Here is a 16,996-nt window from a genome sequence, read left to right as displayed (position 1 = left end):
TATAGATTTCATGCGCCGTTATCTACTACTTGTCTGCCTTAAATTGCCACGTACAACAAAATGTACCTTATCCACTTCTTGCCCAGCACTATCTAGCAACACCAGCATATGCTCACCTGACTGAGGGTGCCAGGGAGTATCGGCAGGCAATACGTTACCGTCCAGCTGCCACTGCATGGACGTATCAACTGGAAACATCTCGAAAAACACTGCCTGATTGGCAGGCGGTATATCCGGATCAAGTGCTAAAATTTCACCTGCCCCAGGGTAGCGAATGCGAGGACGCACACTGCCCGTCGGAGCAAGATTGATCACTGAGCTGGCGGTACCGGCAAGAAACCATTCGCGTCGCGGCGGTTCTACAGCAGGATTGAATCGTACATTCTGGGCGACAACACCCTGCGGTGCGGTTGGTGCCCGCCCAGGTGCAGCGCCATTGAGAAAATTCATGACCTCCAGCCAGACCGGTGCTGCGCCGCTGATGCCGGAAACGTCGCGCATGGCGTCGCCGTTAAAATTGCCTACCCATACACCAACGGTATAACGCTCGGAAAACCCGACGCACCAGTTGTCACGCATGTCCTTGCTGGTGCCGGTTTTGACGGCAGACCAGTAACGGGTTGCGAGTGGACTGTCCAGGCCGAAAGTAATAGCGCGTGCGCCGCGGTCTGAGAGGATGTCTCCCACCACAAAGGCAGCTGCCGGATCTATTACTTGCACTGCCTTGCCGCTGCTGCCGGGCGTCAAACTCAGTGTGCTGTAACGGCCACTATTTGCCAAGGTACGATAACCATCTACCAATTGCCACAAGCTCACTTCGGCAGAGCCCAGCGCTAGCGAATAACCGTAATAATCGCCATCCTCGGTCAGCCCGTCGAAACCTAGCGCATTCAAGCGATCGATGAATGTGTCGGTACCTACCAGCATCAGCGTTTTCACTGCCGGCACATTGAGCGATCCGCTCAGCGCCAGCCGCGCGCTGACCATACCTTTGAACTCATGATCATAATTCTGCGGCACATACAGACCGTTGGGCGTAGACAAATTAACTGGCGCATCGTCGATCAGTGAGGCCGCTGTCAGCAGGCGCTGCTCCAGCGCCAGACTATAAAGAAAAGGCTTCAGCGTCGAGCCTGCCTGACGAGGAGCGAGCACGCCATCCACATAAATATTGCGTGAATTGGGGCCGCCGCTGACATAGGCCAGCACTTCGCCACTTTTGTTATCCACCACCAGCACAGCGCCTTCCTGTACATGGCTACCGGCTAGTCCGGCCAATTGTTCAAACAGCGATTGAGTAGCGAATTGCTGGGTAGCAGCATCCAGCGTCGAACGTACTGGTTGTCCGGCATCTTTGAGCAAGCGGCGGGCAACGTGGGGTGCCAGTGCGATTTCCGGTGCGATATTGAAAGCACGATCCAGACTGATGGCGGCTTTGGCTTGAATTGCCGTACACGACGTTTTTACCCCGGCGCTGATGGCGAGCTGGCAAGCGCGTTTTGCTACCGTGCCCGGCGTCGCATTAGGTGCGCGTAGCAAACTCGATAGTAACAAGGCTTCTGCCTCGTCCAGTCCGTCCGGTGTTTTATTGAACAAGCCTTTGGCTGCAGCGCCTATGCCCTGAAATTCGCCGCGAAAGCTCACCAGATTGAAATAAGCTTCGAGTATCTGCGGCTTGCTCCAGTTTTTTTCCAGCTCGCGTGCTGCCGCAATCTGATCCCATTTTTGCGTATAGGTGCGCTTGTTCTTCTTCGGCAGCAGTGCCGGATTCAGCTGGCTGACCAGTTGCATGGTTAACGTACTGGCGCCTCGCTGCCTGTCCTGAAACAACATGTCGACAGCCGCACTTGCCAGCGCTTTCCAGTCTACCCCCGCGTGTTCGTAAAAGCGTTTGTCCTCCGCCTGAATCACGGTTGTCAGCAGTATCGGTGAAATATCCTGCAATGGTGTCCAGTTGAGTCGACGTATTTTCATGTCGATGCGCAACTGATCGATAACAACGTCATTGCGATCGAGTAGCGTAGCATCGGAAGGCACATAACCGGCCTTTACTTCGGCAAAAGTCGGCAATGCCGCATGTCCTGCTGCTGCTGTCAGCAGACCAGTCAGCAAAAGCCAGACATTGATCCAGCGTGAAGCCGGTCTTGAGAGTAATACCCGAATAACGTCCATGTCACTCCTGAATTTTCATATCCTGATTCGGAATTTCGCCGAACATTTCCGGCGCATACATGGCTTCGACCCGAGTGGCGGGCAGCTCGAAATGACCAGAATTATTCAGCCGCACGGTATATTCCACACTCCAGCTACCCTTAGGTACGAATGCATAATAGGCGCGGAAAGCCTCGAATGTGCGTTCCTCAAAAGCAGGCCAGACCCAGCCGCGTTTTTTCTCACCCTTGGCAAATATGGCCGAATCGCGTCCTAACCCCGTACCCAGCACCGATGCTCCGGCAGGGATAGGGTCGTCGACTACTACCCAGCTCATGTCCGACTGTGCTTCGAGATCGAGGTGTACGCGCAGCACGTCGCCCCGGCTCCAGCGGCCTTTTACCTTCTGTTCCAGCGCAGTTACCGTGCGCACTACATGGAAACCTGAGCTGAGCGGCTGTTTGAGCGGAATGGCAGCGCGACTTTCCACTGTTAGCCAAGGTTTGCCAGTGCCATTCTGCACAGCGTGCAAGGTTTGCGATGTTGCCGGCCAGTTGAAAGCTAGATCGCCACCCTTGGCGTGCTGGCTCCAGTCCAGGGTTTTATCCTGTTGGCCGGACAGCGAGGCAACGGTCTTGCCTGTCACCGGCACGGCTTCGAACCGTTGCGAAAATTTCTCCAGCGCCAGCACGCCCCATGCATTGGCAACCGTAGTCTGCCAACGACCCTTGTGTTGCCGCCCAATGCTGCCACGTACCAGACGCGGCATATCTTTCTGCCATTGCGGGTTGTCCAGCAGGTCGAGTATGGCTCGATTGGCATTGACGTCGCCGGATATCATCAACCACCACAGATAATCGCTGCGTTCGGTAGCAAAGCCCATGGTCGTACCCTGGAAATTCAGGCGTGAACGGATAATGCCTTGCGCTTCCTGCATGCGTTTGTCGCGTTCTGCCAGTCCGGATGCATGCTTGAGCAGGTCGTACCAGTCCAGCACCGCCGAGGTCGGCCACAGGTTGGGTTCGATGGAGAAGGATTGTGTCATCTCATCGCCTACCTCCTGATAACGCGATAACGCTTCCAGTGCAGCGATCTTACGTATTGCCAGATCGGCAGTGGGCAGTGCGGAATAGCGACGCACGCGACCAGTTACAAAGCCATTAAGCGCCTTGTTCATGCGTTCGAGACTGGTATTGGGAATAGTCCAGCCAGCTTCATTTGCAATTGCCATCAGATAAGCGGTCAGGGTGTCGCTGCCTTCCTGCATCATTGGGAAATACTTAGCCATGCCGTCGTTGTCGAGATAGGCGGGCAGGCTGTCCATAACACGATCCCAGCGTTTCTGATCGCGCAATGCCACAGCCTGTGAAACTTGCTGTTCCAGACAGGTATATGGGTATGACGCCATGTAATCCTGTACTCCGGCCAATTCATCGGCGAGACGGCTCTGCATGTGCAACACTACGCCGCCGCGTTCGGGCAGTGCATCGGCGGGTTTGGCTACGGCTAATGCAAACGGCTGGTCGAGCTGCAACAGCGTGGCCTGATAAGTGCGTACTGGTACGGCTGGCACGACTTTTTGGCTAATTGCGAGTTTGTCGCCGGCATCGCCTGACGGTGTACGCGCTTCGACTTCCCAGCGTAAATTATCGGCATCCAGCGGCGCGGTGACGTTCCAGGCAACTTCCTGTGCCGCCCCCGGCGCCAGCGTGACAGTTTGTGGTGCCAGATCTGGTTTCACTGCCAGCGGTGTACTGCCGCTGCGACTTTGCGTCAGTTTGGCCTGTACCTTTAGGGTCAATGTACCTTTGGAGGCATTACGCACGGTGAACCCAGCGCGATAGCTGTCTTGCTCACGCACCATGGGTGGCAGCCCGGACAGCAGAATTACATCCTGAGTCGTGTGCACCGAAGTCGATCCGGTGCCGAACAGACCGGCCCCGGCATGCGCAATGGCTACGATACGGAATGAGCTCAGTGCATCGTTGAGCGGCACATCCACTTCCGCCTCGCCGTTGGCATCCAGCTTCACCCGGGCCTGCCACTTGAGCAGCGTTTCAAACAACTCGCGTGCAGCCTGATGTCCGCCGCCGCCACCATGCGGCACGGCCTTGCGACCGAAGTGGCGTTTGCCGACTACCTGCATTTGGGCGGTAGCGGTATCGACTTCCAGCCCGCGCGTGCTCATCATAGTTTCCAGCAGTTTCCAGCTATCGTTCGGCATCAGCTCCAGCAGACCTTCGTCCACGGCCGCCAGTGCGACTTCCGCTCCGGCGGGCAGGGTGCTGCCGTCTGCGCGTATCACCTTGATTTTGACATGCGCCTTGTCGCGGATTTTGTATTCGTCGCGATCAGCGTGGACGGCGACTTTTAACTCATGCGCGCGCCAGCCGACGTTGATCTGGCCGATACCGAGCTTGAATGCCGGCTTGCCCAGATCGACCAGCGCGCCGGGTTGGACGTCGTCCATTCTGCCGCGCACAGCCAGTACCGAGACGAAAACATTCGGTGCGTAACTAGACTTGATCGGCAGTTTCACCACCGCTTCTTTGCCGGAGATATGCTGCACAAAGGAATCAATCACTCCCTCGCGTTCCACCGTGACCAGCGCTGTCGCTTCGCGGAACGGCATGCGCACCTGGAAAGTGGCCGTATCGCCTGGCTCGTAGCGCGGTTTTTCCGGCAACACGTCCATACGGTCGTCGTTGCTGGCATCGAACCACCAGTCGTCCTTGCCGGCAACCCAGATTTCGCGATGCGCCCAGCTGGCGTTACCGGCATCGTCGGTGGCATGCGCACGCAGGATAAGATTGCCGTCGGTATCACTATGCGTGTCGCAATGCACATAGCCTTTGGCATCGGTGACGCCCTGACAGATATCGGCTAACCGTTTGATCTCGCTCTTATGTTCATAAGCATAAAATCCACCGATCAGGCGTTTGCGGTGCGAATAGCTTTTCTGCTGCAACATGTCCACACTGACGGGAACGCCGGCCAGTGGCTTGCCTGCGGTATCGAGCGCCAGTACATGAAATTTGAGATGCTCCTTGCTTGCCGCCCAGGCATCGGGCTTGATACCGAGCACGATGCGCGACGGCCACAACGTAAAATGACTGGATGCAGCCAGCGTTTCGCCATTAGGGTCGCGATACTCCAGCTCGGCCGTCACATCCTGTGGCGCATCCGAGCGTGGTAACTTATCCAGCGTGGCACGAATTGCACCGTTCTTATCCAGCACCAGATTGCGCAATGCCAGCGGACGGCTGCCGCTGACAGCGGTATTGATAGCCGGTGCATCGTCGTCATCGTTTTCGTCATCGCCAAACTGCCACTGATTGGAAGCTTCTGCCTGCAAACCTTCCTTCACGCTGCCGTTGGCAAAAGTGAAATCGGGATAATCTGCAAAACTGACTGTACGGGGCTCGACCAGACCGCGCAGTTTGACCGGTAACCCGCCAGCTCCGCCGCCGGATAAATAGTTCAACTGCATATCCAGTTCGGCGCTATCGACATTGATCAACGGCGTACCCAATGGTTTGAGTACGGCTTTCATGGTTGGAACGCGGAACGCCTCGACGCGGAAGCTGCCGCTCATGCGACTGTCGCTATTCTGGCCTTTCGATGTCACCATTTCCACCGTATAACTGCCGGACTTTGCATCTTTCGGCACCGTCCACACAGATTCGGCGGTATCGTCGGCATTCCATTTCAGCGGCATCTCGTATTTCTGCTCGCTGCCCTGATGCGTAATGCGCAACAGGGGAGGTAAACTGTCTGCTGCTGGCAGCGCAAAGCCGCTACGGGTATGACGGCGGTAAAAATGCTTCATGTGTACGGTTTCGCCCGCGCGCAGCAAGGTGCGGTCGAATACCGTGGTTGTCAGTATCGGGCCGTTATAGCTACCGTCGGGCAGGTTGAAACGCCAGCGGTTGATACCTTCATTCCAGTCGGAGAATACGAAACTGTTATCCTTGCCCAGTCGCGCAGTCACGAAATAGCTGCGGTTGTACTCAAAACAGATCGGTAATTCGTCCAGTGATGGCAGTGCTGTTTCAATATTGGCAATGCCGTCTTTGTCGGTTTTGCCCTTCCAGTAACTGGTGCCGCCGCAATCCCGCACATCTACTGCGGCATTGGCTACCGGTTCACCCTTATCCAGCGATGTCACCCATACCAGCGACGACTCGCGCCCCTGCTTGAAATGCACAGAGAGGTTGGTCACCAGCGCGGCTGTGCGCACGTAATAAGGTTTTTTCTCGCCCAGCAAGGCTGCACCCAGCTTGGGACTGGCCAGCTCTACGATATGCAGTCCCGGCTGCTCCAGCGGGATGCCGATGATTTCAAATGCCTTCGCACCATTGGGCTTGGGCAGATGGAAACGGGTTGGCTGATCGCCGGAACGAACCACAGGCACGGAACGGCCTTTATCTTCATCGTATTCCCACTCGTCATTGGCATTTTTTCTGACCAGCTTCAGCCAGTACAAGATATCTTTCGGATTGTCGCTGACTCTGAGTGTTTTGCCCGGTATATCCTGTTCAGCCTGAATTTTGGTGACTGCCAGAGCCGGCTCCAGATTACGCACTGTCACTGGCAGTGTGGCACCGGCATTGAGTTCGATGATGCCGAATTCGGCGGGGAATTTGGCTAGTGGCGGTGCAAAATCAGTCTTGACCTGCAACGGGAAGCGCTTGCGATTGTATAAGGGACGCCCTGCGTCATCGCGTATCGCTTCTGGCAGCGTCAGCTTGAAAGTAGCATGCTCAGGAAATGGGCCGCTAAAATTGACACTATTTACTGCATTGCTATCATCTTTACTGAACACTGCGTGCCATGTCTTGCCGGCACCTGTCAGCGTAATCTGTTTGGCAAAACGGGCAGGCACTGGCGCAGTGAAGTCCAGCGTCATTGGCAGCATAGGGATACAGTTGGAATGCTTGTTGACCCGCTCGCAATTGAATTTTGCCCGAAAATTCTCGCGTACTTCGAAAGCCAGCGCCTGATCCTGATCGGTCGTAATTCCGCTCTGTGTAGCAATGCCCGCACCCCATACCAGACTGACATCCGATTTGGCCGGCAGTCGGCGTGCGCACTGCAGCACAACGATGCGATCATCATTTGCCTTGAGCGCCTGTTCGAAAGGGGTGCCCTTTTCCTTTACCGAAAAAGTGGCAATGGCAGCGTGATCACGCGATTTGAACAGAACCTGCAGCATGCCACCGAGCGTATTCTGGCTGGCTGCCAGTATGCGCTGGCGCATTGCGCCCTCGATGAAACGTACGCCGATCTTTTCGTTGATACCCTGTGCTGAGCACCATGCATGCTCTAGCACGCTATCCTTGCGGACTGTCGCATCCAGACCGAGGATGAAAATCTGGCGTTCTTCTATCTGCGAACCTTCATCCGGTTCAGTACGTAATACTGAAGGCCCGCCTGTGTTAAAGGTAAATGCCAACGTACCGTTCGGCGCACTGCCGTCCAATGCTTTGAGTCCGGCTTTGAGTACGAACCGACAGCTAACGCCGGCTGGCAGATCACGGTCAAAATCGTACGCCCAGTTTTCTGCATCAACCCAGCGCGCCGTGCCTTTTTCCGGGCAATCGATATCAAAAGGTTCAGGCAAACGCGGATCGCCAAATGGAATCATCGGTGCAGTAAAGCGTGCCGTCACCTGTCGCACACCCTTGACTGTCCCTTGCGGGGAGAAACTCTCGATCTGAAAACCTGCCGCCCATACGGACTGTAAACTCAGCATAAGTAAAACAATTACAACCCGCATCCACATACGTAACCACATTTTTTATTCTCCCCCGAGTATTCTTGAGGATTATATAGTGCTTGTTTGTAGGGAAACTGTAATTTTTTATCCTGCATGTATGTCACTGATGGAGGCATTATCGATCCTAGCAGGACGTAAGCCAACACGGCCTTAGTGTTGTGCTCTACGTATCAGCTTTCCACATGCACTGTCTTTTCCAGGCCCAGAGTCAATTAATGGGATGATTACCAGTAACGGGTTGACGACGCCCAGCGCAATTGCGCCTGCACCACGTAATATCAGTTTGGTTTTGTCGAGGGATACAACAGGCTTGGCAAATTTACCACGAATGTAGATTGGGCTGTGCAATGCCAGCGGACTGAGGATTTTGGTGTGGGGTTGTAATTCCAGATCCAGAGTTTCTTGTGCCATGTCGATATTGCCTCTACCCATGATGGTGGTGATGTCAGTATCCAGAACCATGATTTTGGTTTGCAGATTGCCGCGTTTGACATCGAAATCAGCCACTGCACAATTTAGCGTGATGACTTCGTCACCAGTTACTTTTAATTGCAACATCTCCCACAGATGCAACCCTGCTGTTTCTAGCATCAGCTTGCTGATTTTTCCTCCGTCCACCACTAGCGTCGCACGGCCATTGGCGCTGGCGAGCATCTGGTCAACGGCATTTCCAGTACCACTCAGGTCGAATTCACCATGTATCTGACCTATACTGGTTCTGGTTAATTTGATGGTGGGGAATAATTGATTGAGTTGTATCTTTCGGGCATGAATGTTGACTTTGGCCTGAATCGGATCGTGTTTGCCATTGAGCGTGACGGTTCCCGCCAGTGTGCCGCCTGCAACACCGAAGCTGATAGGATCTAGCGTCAGGATGGCGTTATTCATTTTGACGTGTGCCACCAGATTGTCGATAGGCAAGGCACGTGCCCGCTGGATGTGCTTTGCCTGGATTCTTACGTCTGCATCGACACTGTCCCAGCGCTCGGTGCGAAAAGGCAGTTCAGGCAGTACGTCGCGTTTATTGGCAGTGCTGACAGGTAGTGCATGCGTGGTTTGTTGTGTTGAATCGGACGCTTTGCCCTTGTTTTTATTGCTCATCCCTATGGGCGAGCCAAGATCTGCCAGATCCAACTTTTGAAATGTTACGTCACCCTTTAAAAACGGGCGTTTACCAGTGCTGTCGATTTGAAGATTGCCAGACAAATCGCTTTTTCCTATCCGCGCAGTGAATTTCTCATAACGCCACTGCTTTGTGCTGTGCAGTAAATGCCCTTTGGTCGAGTAAATTAGTGTACGTGGCAGCGCAATACCTATCAGCGGATATAGCTGATCGAGACTGGTGCCGTTCAGGGCTATATTCAAATCAACAGCACTAAAGCGACTCAAGCTGGTTACTGTACCTGCTGCATGTAGCTGGGTATGGCCGAGGCTGATATCAATGTTGAGCGGATAGGGGGTGATTTCATCATTTAAGTTGAGCACGGTGCCGCCACTACCACTGGCTGTTAATGCCAACCCTTTGAGCTTACCTGTCGCGGTAAATATGATATCTGCTGCCATGTCGGTTTGTGGCAGGCTCTGGTGGGTAGAAAGCGCGGCCTGAATTTGAGTGTCGTGTCCTGTATCGGTGTAACTGATTTGACCGTTATCCAGAGTGATACTGTCAATTTTAATTTTGGCGTTTTCATCTTGCTGATTGCGGTCGAGTAGCCAGTTCTTGCGGCCATCTGAGCTTTGTTCAAGAAATACCTGTGGCTGTGTGAGATTAAGCGTGAGCACACTGACATGGCGTTTAAATAACTCAGGCAAACTGACTTTGCCATCTATTTGTTTGACCGTGAACATCAGCGGCTGTTTCGCCCAGTCAGGATTGGCAAAGCTGATATCTGTAGCTTGAATACGAGCAAGCGGCCAACCCAGTTTGATGTTGAGGTTGCCGTTAATGATTAGCGCCCGCCCGGTTTTCTCCGCCACGAAGCGTTCGATAGGATGACGCAGCCAATTCCAGTCGAAGAATATCACCAGTATGAGAGTGGTAACGGCTAACGCAGCCATGAGGATTCCTAACAATTTCAGGCTGCGAGACGCGTTCATATTCGGCTGTTTTTCAGTGGCTTGCTCGACACACTGTGCTCAACAATTATTTCCAGACCTTGTTGATATCGTTGTAATCACCGACCGATTTCTGGATGACATCACGTGCAATGGCGGTTTCTTGTTCGGATTTGGTTTTCACTACCAGCACAAACTGACCATTGGATATGGCGTCACCGATCAGCTCGGCAAATTTCCCGTCTTTGTGTTCTATGCTTGATGTAGCGCCTGCTGAAGCGCCGATCAAAGCGCCTATAGTGGCGCCCCAACCCATCATCACGATAGGTGCAAGCAATGGACTAGCGATGAACAAGCTGACGTTCGTTACTAGCAAGGCTATTTCGCCTAGCGCGCCGACACCAGTGCCAATTGCTGTGCCAATAGCGCCATCTACTAGCACATCTTTTAAGACTTCTTTGCTTTTAGATGCCTGAGCGGAGGCGGGTACATCAGCGTCGGTTTCAAAGATATGTATATGTTCGCTTGGCAGTCCGCGCTCAACAAGTGAGGTAAGCGCATTGTGGGCTTCTTCGCGGTGAGCAAAAAATCCCGATACGTGGTGGATGTATTCGTTCATGTTATTTCTCCTGATATGACCCGTTTGGGTCGGATAGTGGTTAATCTTAATCTCTACGTCCTGGTGCGTATGTGCGTAACCGCACACTTTTTACTGTTAATAATTTGTGGGTGCTACTACCTGAGGTGTACTGCCAAAAATACGATCCCAAAATTCAGTTGTAACGCCATAGCAAATGGGTTGCTCGCTGTGGTGGTGACAATCAACATGCCAGCGCTGGCGTTCTTTCAGCCAGGCATGATCGGTATTACAGTGATGTATGGCCTGATGTGTAAGTGCGTATCCCAGATAACCTGTGATTAAACCTAGTGATAGTGCAAAAGCGTGCTGAATATCAGCTAATAACAGTGCTGGAAGCAGGGCAAGCAAGATGATAAATATCGTGCTGAGCACCTTAGTTCCGCGTATGAGTATGGATGGGTGCTGATGATGTGCCATATGCCAGCGACTAAAAAACGGCAACTCGTGCAGTATGATGCGATGCATTACGTACTCAATAGCGGTCCAGCTTGCCAGACCTGCTAATGCGAAACTGACCAGTATCAGACTTTGTTCAGGCGGGTTCGTCACCAGCAGGACGGTCAACGAAATAACTACTGCACTTAGATACAGCGCGAAGTAAGTTCGGTACGCCAATTTGCTGTGTTTCAACATAAAAACTCCCATGTGTTTTTTGCCCAATCAGATGGCTATTTGGGTAGGCGTGTTATTACGCTACTTAACCAGAATACTTGCGCTGAAATGCACAGTCTGTACGGCGACACACATAAATTGTGGTTTGTGAACGAAGTGAGGCTGAAATGAAATAGGGATGCTAACGTCAAGAAGTGATTGAGCCAGGATATGTTCGGTATCGAACGGATAGCAAAATTTGCAGGGATACACTGAACTGAATGTGCCGATATTTACTTATACAGATGGCCATTTTGTAGTGTGATTTTACTAATCCAACCAGGAGTAAATTATGAAACGTATTCGACACGTCTTGATTCCGATAATTAGTTCGATATTTGTGGTGGGTGCAGTCTATGCAGTTGCCGATGACAAACCCCATACAGATACAGGTGCAAAAGCCATGGTGGTTAGTTCTGGCAGCTATGTTCAACCGAAGATGACCCATGAACAATATGGGGTGGTGAAGATAGTGGTGCCAATGACGACTGATGATAAGGCCGTTCAGGGCATGAAGTTGAATAATATAGAGAATGGCCTGGATTCGGCTGCGAAATGGGGTGGTCACGTACATAGTACGGTCGTGCTTTATGGCAAGGGCGTGTCGTTGTTGAAAGATCCTGATCCAGAAATGCGAAAAAAGCTTGATGCACTTAAAGCCCGTGGTGTGCAGTTTGACGTGTGCGACAATACCCTGCGCGAACAGGGTATCGATTTTCATCAGCTATATCACGTGACCGATCGTGACATCGTGCCGTCCGGCTTTGCCGAAGTGGCTTATTTGCAAGCGAAAAAGGGCTATGTTGTAGATCCTGTAAATTGAGTATTATAGGACCAGGTTTTTGAAAACTACTATCCTGCCGGACTTAAAACATCCAAGTGCTAATTTAAGTCTGACGGGGTGTTAGATAGGCTATGAAACCACCCGGTTAGCCAGTTGGTAAATATCAATCAAGGAGCTGGTCATGGCTATGCAGCCTTCTGTACGAATAATCGTGATGTTGAGTGCCATGCTAGCGCTGTCGGCATGTGGTGATACAGCCACGTTGCCGCTGTCGGCTGGCTTTGGTGCCAATCCGCAGCTCCCCGCACCCAATCACACCCTGATACCCACAGTTAATATCGCCCCTGCAAAAGGTTGGCCTGATAACGTCAAACCGTTGTCCGCACCCGGTACCACTGTCAGCGCTTTTGCAAAAGATCTTGATCATCCGCGCTGGCTCTATGTGCTGCCTAATGGCGATGTGCTGGTGGCAGAGAGCAATGCGCCACCCAAGCCGGAAGACGGCAAAGGTATCAAGGGTTGGGTGATGGGGCTGGTGATGAAGAAAGCCGGTGCAAGTGTGCCCAGTGCTAACCGCATCACATTGCTGCGCGACAGTAATGGTGATGGGGTGGTGGATTTGCGTTCGGTATTGCTGGAGGGGTTAAACTCACCTTTCGGCATGGCGCTGGTTGGCAACTATTTGTATATCGCCGACTCTGACGCGGTGCTGCGATTTCCCTATGTGGAAGGTGATATGCGCATCACTGCACCCGCCATTAAGCTAGTGGATTTGCCAGCGGGGCTTATCAATCACCATTGGACCAAGAATATCATCGCGAGTCCGGATGGCAGCAAACTGTATGTGACTGTAGGCTCAAATAGCAATGTCGCTGAACGTGGCATGGCAGTCGAGGCTGAAAGGGCTACTATCTGGGAGGTTGATATCCAGACAGGTGCGCATCGGATCTTTGCATCAGGTCTGCGCAACCCGAATGGTCTGGCATGGGAGCCAGACACCCGCGCATTGTGGACAGTGGTGAATGAGCGCGACGAGCTGGGCAGTGATCTGGTTCCAGATTATATGACCTCAGTACGAGATGGTGGTTTCTACGGTTGGCCCTATAGCTATTATGGTCAGCATGTCGATCAGCGCGTGTCACCTCAGCGTCCGGACTTAGTCGCCAAGGCGATTGTGCCTGATTACGCTTTGGGGGCACATACTGCTTCTCTGGGCTTGGCTTTTTCCGCCAACAATACGTTGCCAGCAAGGTTCGCCAACGGCATGTTCATCGGCCAGCATGGTTCGTGGAATCGTCGACCACACAGTGGTTACAAGGTGATTTTCGTGCCTTTTCAAAATAGCAAACCATCGGTTGCCGCGCCTGTAGATGTACTGACAGGTTTTCTAAGTGAGCAAGGTAACGCCTACGGTAGACCTGTGGGTGTGGTGATTGATAAACAGGGCGCGCTGCTTGTGGCTGACGACGTGGGTAATGTCATCTGGCGCGTGAGTTCAACGCATTGAGCTAGATATCATTGGTGTATCCTGTGCAATGCGCCTGGAATCTACGATTCAAGGAGCATTCCTTTGGCGAAAAAATCTGCTTCAGCCTATCAGCTACCACCAACCCATAACGGGTTGAACGTAAATTTCTGTAAAAGTCTCGAGAATATGAAGGTCAGGTATTCGGCGAGGCTGTGTGAAAACGTCGCCCCCGTGTAAACGATAAATCGCCATTATGTGTTAAAATAACGCATATAAACATTATGTTAGGCTTATCGTGAAGCGATTTATCCATAGCGAATGTCGGAGCCAAGTCTCGTTGCTACCGGAGTGCCTCGATGACTATATCAGTGAAGACAATCCTGTCCAGGTTGTTGATGTGTTTGTCGATCAGCTCGATCTTAGTGACCTTGGTTTTTCAGTTGCGCCAGCCGCTACCGGGCGACCTTCGTATCACCCATCGACGCTCCTGAAACTTTATGTGTATGGCTATCTCAATCGCATTCAATCGAGCCGCCGGCTGGAAAGAGAAACTCATCGGAATATTGAACTGATGTGGCTGCTCGGAAGGCTGTCTCCCGACTTCAAGACCATTGCTGACTTTAGGAAGGACAACAGCAAAGGTATCCGCAACGTTTGCCATCAGTTCATTGTGCTATGTCGCCAGCTAAATCTCTTCACCCAAGCAGTCGTGGCTATTGATGGCAGCAAGTTCAAAGCGGTCAATGCACATGACCGCAACTTCACACGCGGCAAACTTGAAAAGCGGATACAGGAAATTGATCGTAGCATTGAGCGTTACCTGACAGCAATGGATACCGCAGACCGGCAGCCTGCCGATATTGCCGAGGCGAGAACAACCCGACTCAAGGAGAAGATGGCAACGATGAAGGTCAGGCTGGAGCAACTGAAAGAAATTAAAGCTCAACTGGATCAGGTACCCAGCGGACAAATTTCGTTAACCGATCCGGATGCTCGCGCCATGGCAACCAGTACCAGTCGAGGGTTGGTGGGTTATAACGTTCAAACGGCGGTCGATACACAGCACCATCTCATCGTTGCCCACGAGGTCACCAATACGGGGAGTGACCGGGGTCAGTTAGCAAAGATGGCCAAGCAAGCCAAGGTGGCCATGGTCGCGTCCGATCTGCAGGTGATTGCGGATCGTGGCTATTTCAATGGCGAGGAAATACATGCCTGCGAGGAAACAGGCATTACCCCTTTCGTTTCCAAGCCAATGACTTCATCGGCCAAAGCCGATGGACGATTCGACAAAGAAGATTTCATCTTCGAACCAGAAACAGACGAATACCGTTGCCCGGCCGGAAGCCGACTGACCAAACGGTTCACCAGTATTGAGCGGGGTGCACTTATTCATAGATACTCGAGTTCGGATTGCCCTCGCTGTTCAATCAAGGATAAATGTACTCCCAGCCCATATCGACGTATCTCCCGTGGAGAGCATGAGTCCAGCCTTGATGCCATGCAAAAACGTCTCGATAAAAAACCAGATGCTATGCGAATTCGACGACAGACCGTTGAGCATCCGTTCGGCACGCTTAAGGATTGGATGGGAGCAACCCATTTCCTGACCCGAACCTTGGAACGGGTCAGTACCGAAATGAGCCTGCATGTACTCGCCTACAACATGAAGCGAGTGATGAAAATCATCGGAATCAAGGAGTTGATGGTGGCGATACAGGCCTGATCGGGCCTTTTGCTTGCTCTGTTCCCAACACCACCTGCAAATCAAAATTGAGCAGCCAGTGTGTTTCTGAGGCCACCCCATCCCGGTCAGAATTTTAGACCGTTTTCACACAGCCTCCGGCCTAAGTAGACGTTCACGTCCTTGGCTAATTTCTTCTGTTTTGTGCCATAAGTGCTCATTCGTATGGCTGATTATGAAGTACTGCTTATACTAGTGGACATAGGCGAGTTTAGAATGGCTTAAGCCTTCAATCTAGTGCAATCTTTTTCCCGACATGGAGCCGTTGTCAAATACACCGCGCCCGATAACTATAAACATTACCGATCCGAACCGTCGCTATGGTATCGCGTTGTCTAAGGGTCCTTCGAAACCTCGCTGGTGTTCTCGACCAAGTTATTCAATAGTTCGCCATCCACGCGGATGGAATCAGGCATTTTTCAAATAACCAAGAAGAATAATGCCATTGACCTCAATTCCATAATCGTTGATACTTAATTGAATTCATTTGAATTGTTTATCTTTTCAGTTTCGTGCTCTACCACCAATATTCATGATGATAGCGACGGAATCAATATTAAAAATAATAATGGTCTCAGGTTTTAAAAAGTTTTTTCTTGTCTGTTTGGCGAAAGTGCACTTTTAGAATATCCACTCTGTTTTTTAATTTCGATGAAAGAATCGCCCTTATGATCAATAAAGTCTGCTTTCGCCTCTCCTGCATCGCCTTCTTAATCGGCGGCATTGCACTGACTAGCCAAGTACAAGCCGATTCTTTTTTTGGAGGTGGTGATAAGGATGCCAGCGTTAAAGTCACACATGGTGGAGAGCTTAAAGGGAAATCGACTTTCGCAATTGGTGCGTTTCGTGTGGCCTTCGTCACCGAAGACGCTGCGAATGCAGCATCGCATGGCCTCTTTGGCAGCAGCGCGGCCAAGATAAGTGGAGAACTGGTCGGCGTGAACCACACCCTCATGCAGAAAATTGCCGACGAGATTTATGTGGAGTTCCTCAAGCAGGCGTCCGCCAAGGGATATGCCGTCATCGAGTCGTCAGCGCTCATGAAAACAGCCGCCGCCTACGCCGCTCTGTCGCCATCCGAAAACTTTACGGTCGGCCGCTTGGGGACGTTCGTGATCCCCACTGGTCAGCGCTCAGTGGCGTTGGCTGCCGATGACCGCGCCAAGGAGGATAAAGGCACGGCGGGCTTTGCAGCACGCTTCAATATAATTAGCGATCAAGTGGCGAAGTCCCCAGCGTACGAGGCGTTCCCCATTGCAGCTAAACAAACTGACGCTGCTGTACTGGGTATCACCATCGTCGCAAACTTTGCAAATTTCAAAGGCTCAGGTTCTTTTGGCGGCTCCAAGGCATCCCTCGCTGTGGGAGCAACAATCGACGGCCGTAATAAAAATGAGATCATCCCGTCCACATCGATCCTGGGTTGGGGTAGTGGCACAGGAGCTTGCGCCTTCTGTCAGGCGCAGTTCGGCCTCGAAGGCCAGATTCATTCCGACGCATTCATCGGCACATACGACAGCTCCGGATCGAGTAACAACCAATCGGGAACCGTCACCGTCGACCCAGCCGCCTATGAGAAAAACATTCTCTTGGTGGCATCAAAGGCAATCGACTTGCTGCTAACTTCGGTAGCCGCCGAGAAATAGCGCTATTACCTAGATTGACTGCACCGCATCGTGCTGCTTCACATACACCTGTGGTGTATGTTGCCGGCACGTAGCCTC

At 52.2% G+C, this 16,996-nt stretch carries 9 protein-coding genes; 4 read left to right on the top strand and 5 right to left on the bottom strand.

The annotated features are described in order from the left end of the window. Nucleotides 1-18 precede the first annotated feature (18 nt). The 5 genes from pbpC to SFSGTM_RS10530 all read right to left on the bottom strand — a co-directional run bounded on the left by pbpC (nucleotide 19) and on the right by SFSGTM_RS10530 (nucleotide 11,258). Nucleotides 19-2,172, bottom strand: a complete 2,154-nt coding sequence (gene pbpC / locus SFSGTM_RS10550; RefSeq protein ID WP_162085129.1) for a penicillin-binding protein 1C — start codon at nucleotides 2,170-2,172, stop codon at nucleotides 19-21. A gap of 1 nt (nucleotide 2,173) precedes the next feature. Next, nucleotides 2,174-7,948, bottom strand: a complete 5,775-nt coding sequence (locus SFSGTM_RS10545) for an alpha-2-macroglobulin family protein (RefSeq protein WP_198420546.1) — start codon at nucleotides 7,946-7,948, stop codon at nucleotides 2,174-2,176. A 132-nt stretch (nucleotides 7,949-8,080) separates the two neighbouring features. Then, complete coding sequence (locus SFSGTM_RS10540; protein WP_162085128.1) at nucleotides 8,081-10,027, bottom strand: AsmA family protein; 1,947 nt, start codon at nucleotides 10,025-10,027, stop codon at nucleotides 8,081-8,083. A gap of 46 nt (nucleotides 10,028-10,073) precedes the next feature. Beyond that, on the bottom strand, nucleotides 10,074-10,604 hold the full coding sequence (locus SFSGTM_RS10535) for a hypothetical protein (RefSeq protein ID WP_162085127.1): 531 nt from the start codon (nucleotides 10,602-10,604) through the stop codon (nucleotides 10,074-10,076). A gap of 96 nt (nucleotides 10,605-10,700) precedes the next feature. Next, nucleotides 10,701-11,258 (bottom strand): sterol desaturase family protein, encoded by a 558-nt coding sequence (locus tag SFSGTM_RS10530; protein WP_162085126.1) that lies wholly within the window; start codon nucleotides 11,256-11,258, stop codon nucleotides 10,701-10,703. A 310-nt stretch (nucleotides 11,259-11,568) separates the two neighbouring features. On the opposite strand from SFSGTM_RS10530, the gene SFSGTM_RS10525 reads away from it, so the two are divergent. From SFSGTM_RS10525 to SFSGTM_RS10510, 4 genes are all read left to right on the top strand, one after another. Then, nucleotides 11,569-12,099 carry a DsrE family protein gene (locus SFSGTM_RS10525; RefSeq protein WP_162085125.1) on the top strand — a complete coding sequence of 177 codons (531 nt, stop codon included), beginning with the start codon at nucleotides 11,569-11,571 and terminating at the stop codon, nucleotides 12,097-12,099. Nucleotides 12,100-12,241: 142 nt separating this feature from the next. Then, the gene (locus SFSGTM_RS10520; RefSeq protein ID WP_232525963.1) at nucleotides 12,242-13,567 is read left to right on the top strand and encodes a PQQ-dependent sugar dehydrogenase; all 1,326 of its coding nucleotides are present in this window, start codon (nucleotides 12,242-12,244) and stop codon (nucleotides 13,565-13,567) included. A gap of 256 nt (nucleotides 13,568-13,823) precedes the next feature. Further along, nucleotides 13,824-15,254, top strand: a complete 1,431-nt coding sequence (locus SFSGTM_RS10515) for an IS1182 family transposase (protein WP_162085124.1) — start codon at nucleotides 13,824-13,826, stop codon at nucleotides 15,252-15,254. A 686-nt stretch (nucleotides 15,255-15,940) separates the two neighbouring features. Further along, complete coding sequence (locus SFSGTM_RS10510) at nucleotides 15,941-16,918, top strand: hypothetical protein (protein ID WP_162085123.1); 978 nt, start codon at nucleotides 15,941-15,943, stop codon at nucleotides 16,916-16,918. Nucleotides 16,919-16,996: the final 78 nt, after the last annotated feature.

It is taken from the genome of Sulfuriferula nivalis (assembly GCF_009937995.1).
Lineage (GTDB): Bacteria > Pseudomonadota > Gammaproteobacteria > Burkholderiales > Sulfuriferulaceae > Sulfuriferula > Sulfuriferula nivalis.
The sequence above is the reverse complement of the archived record's forward strand: the minus strand, read 5'-3'. Positions and strand labels throughout refer to the sequence as shown.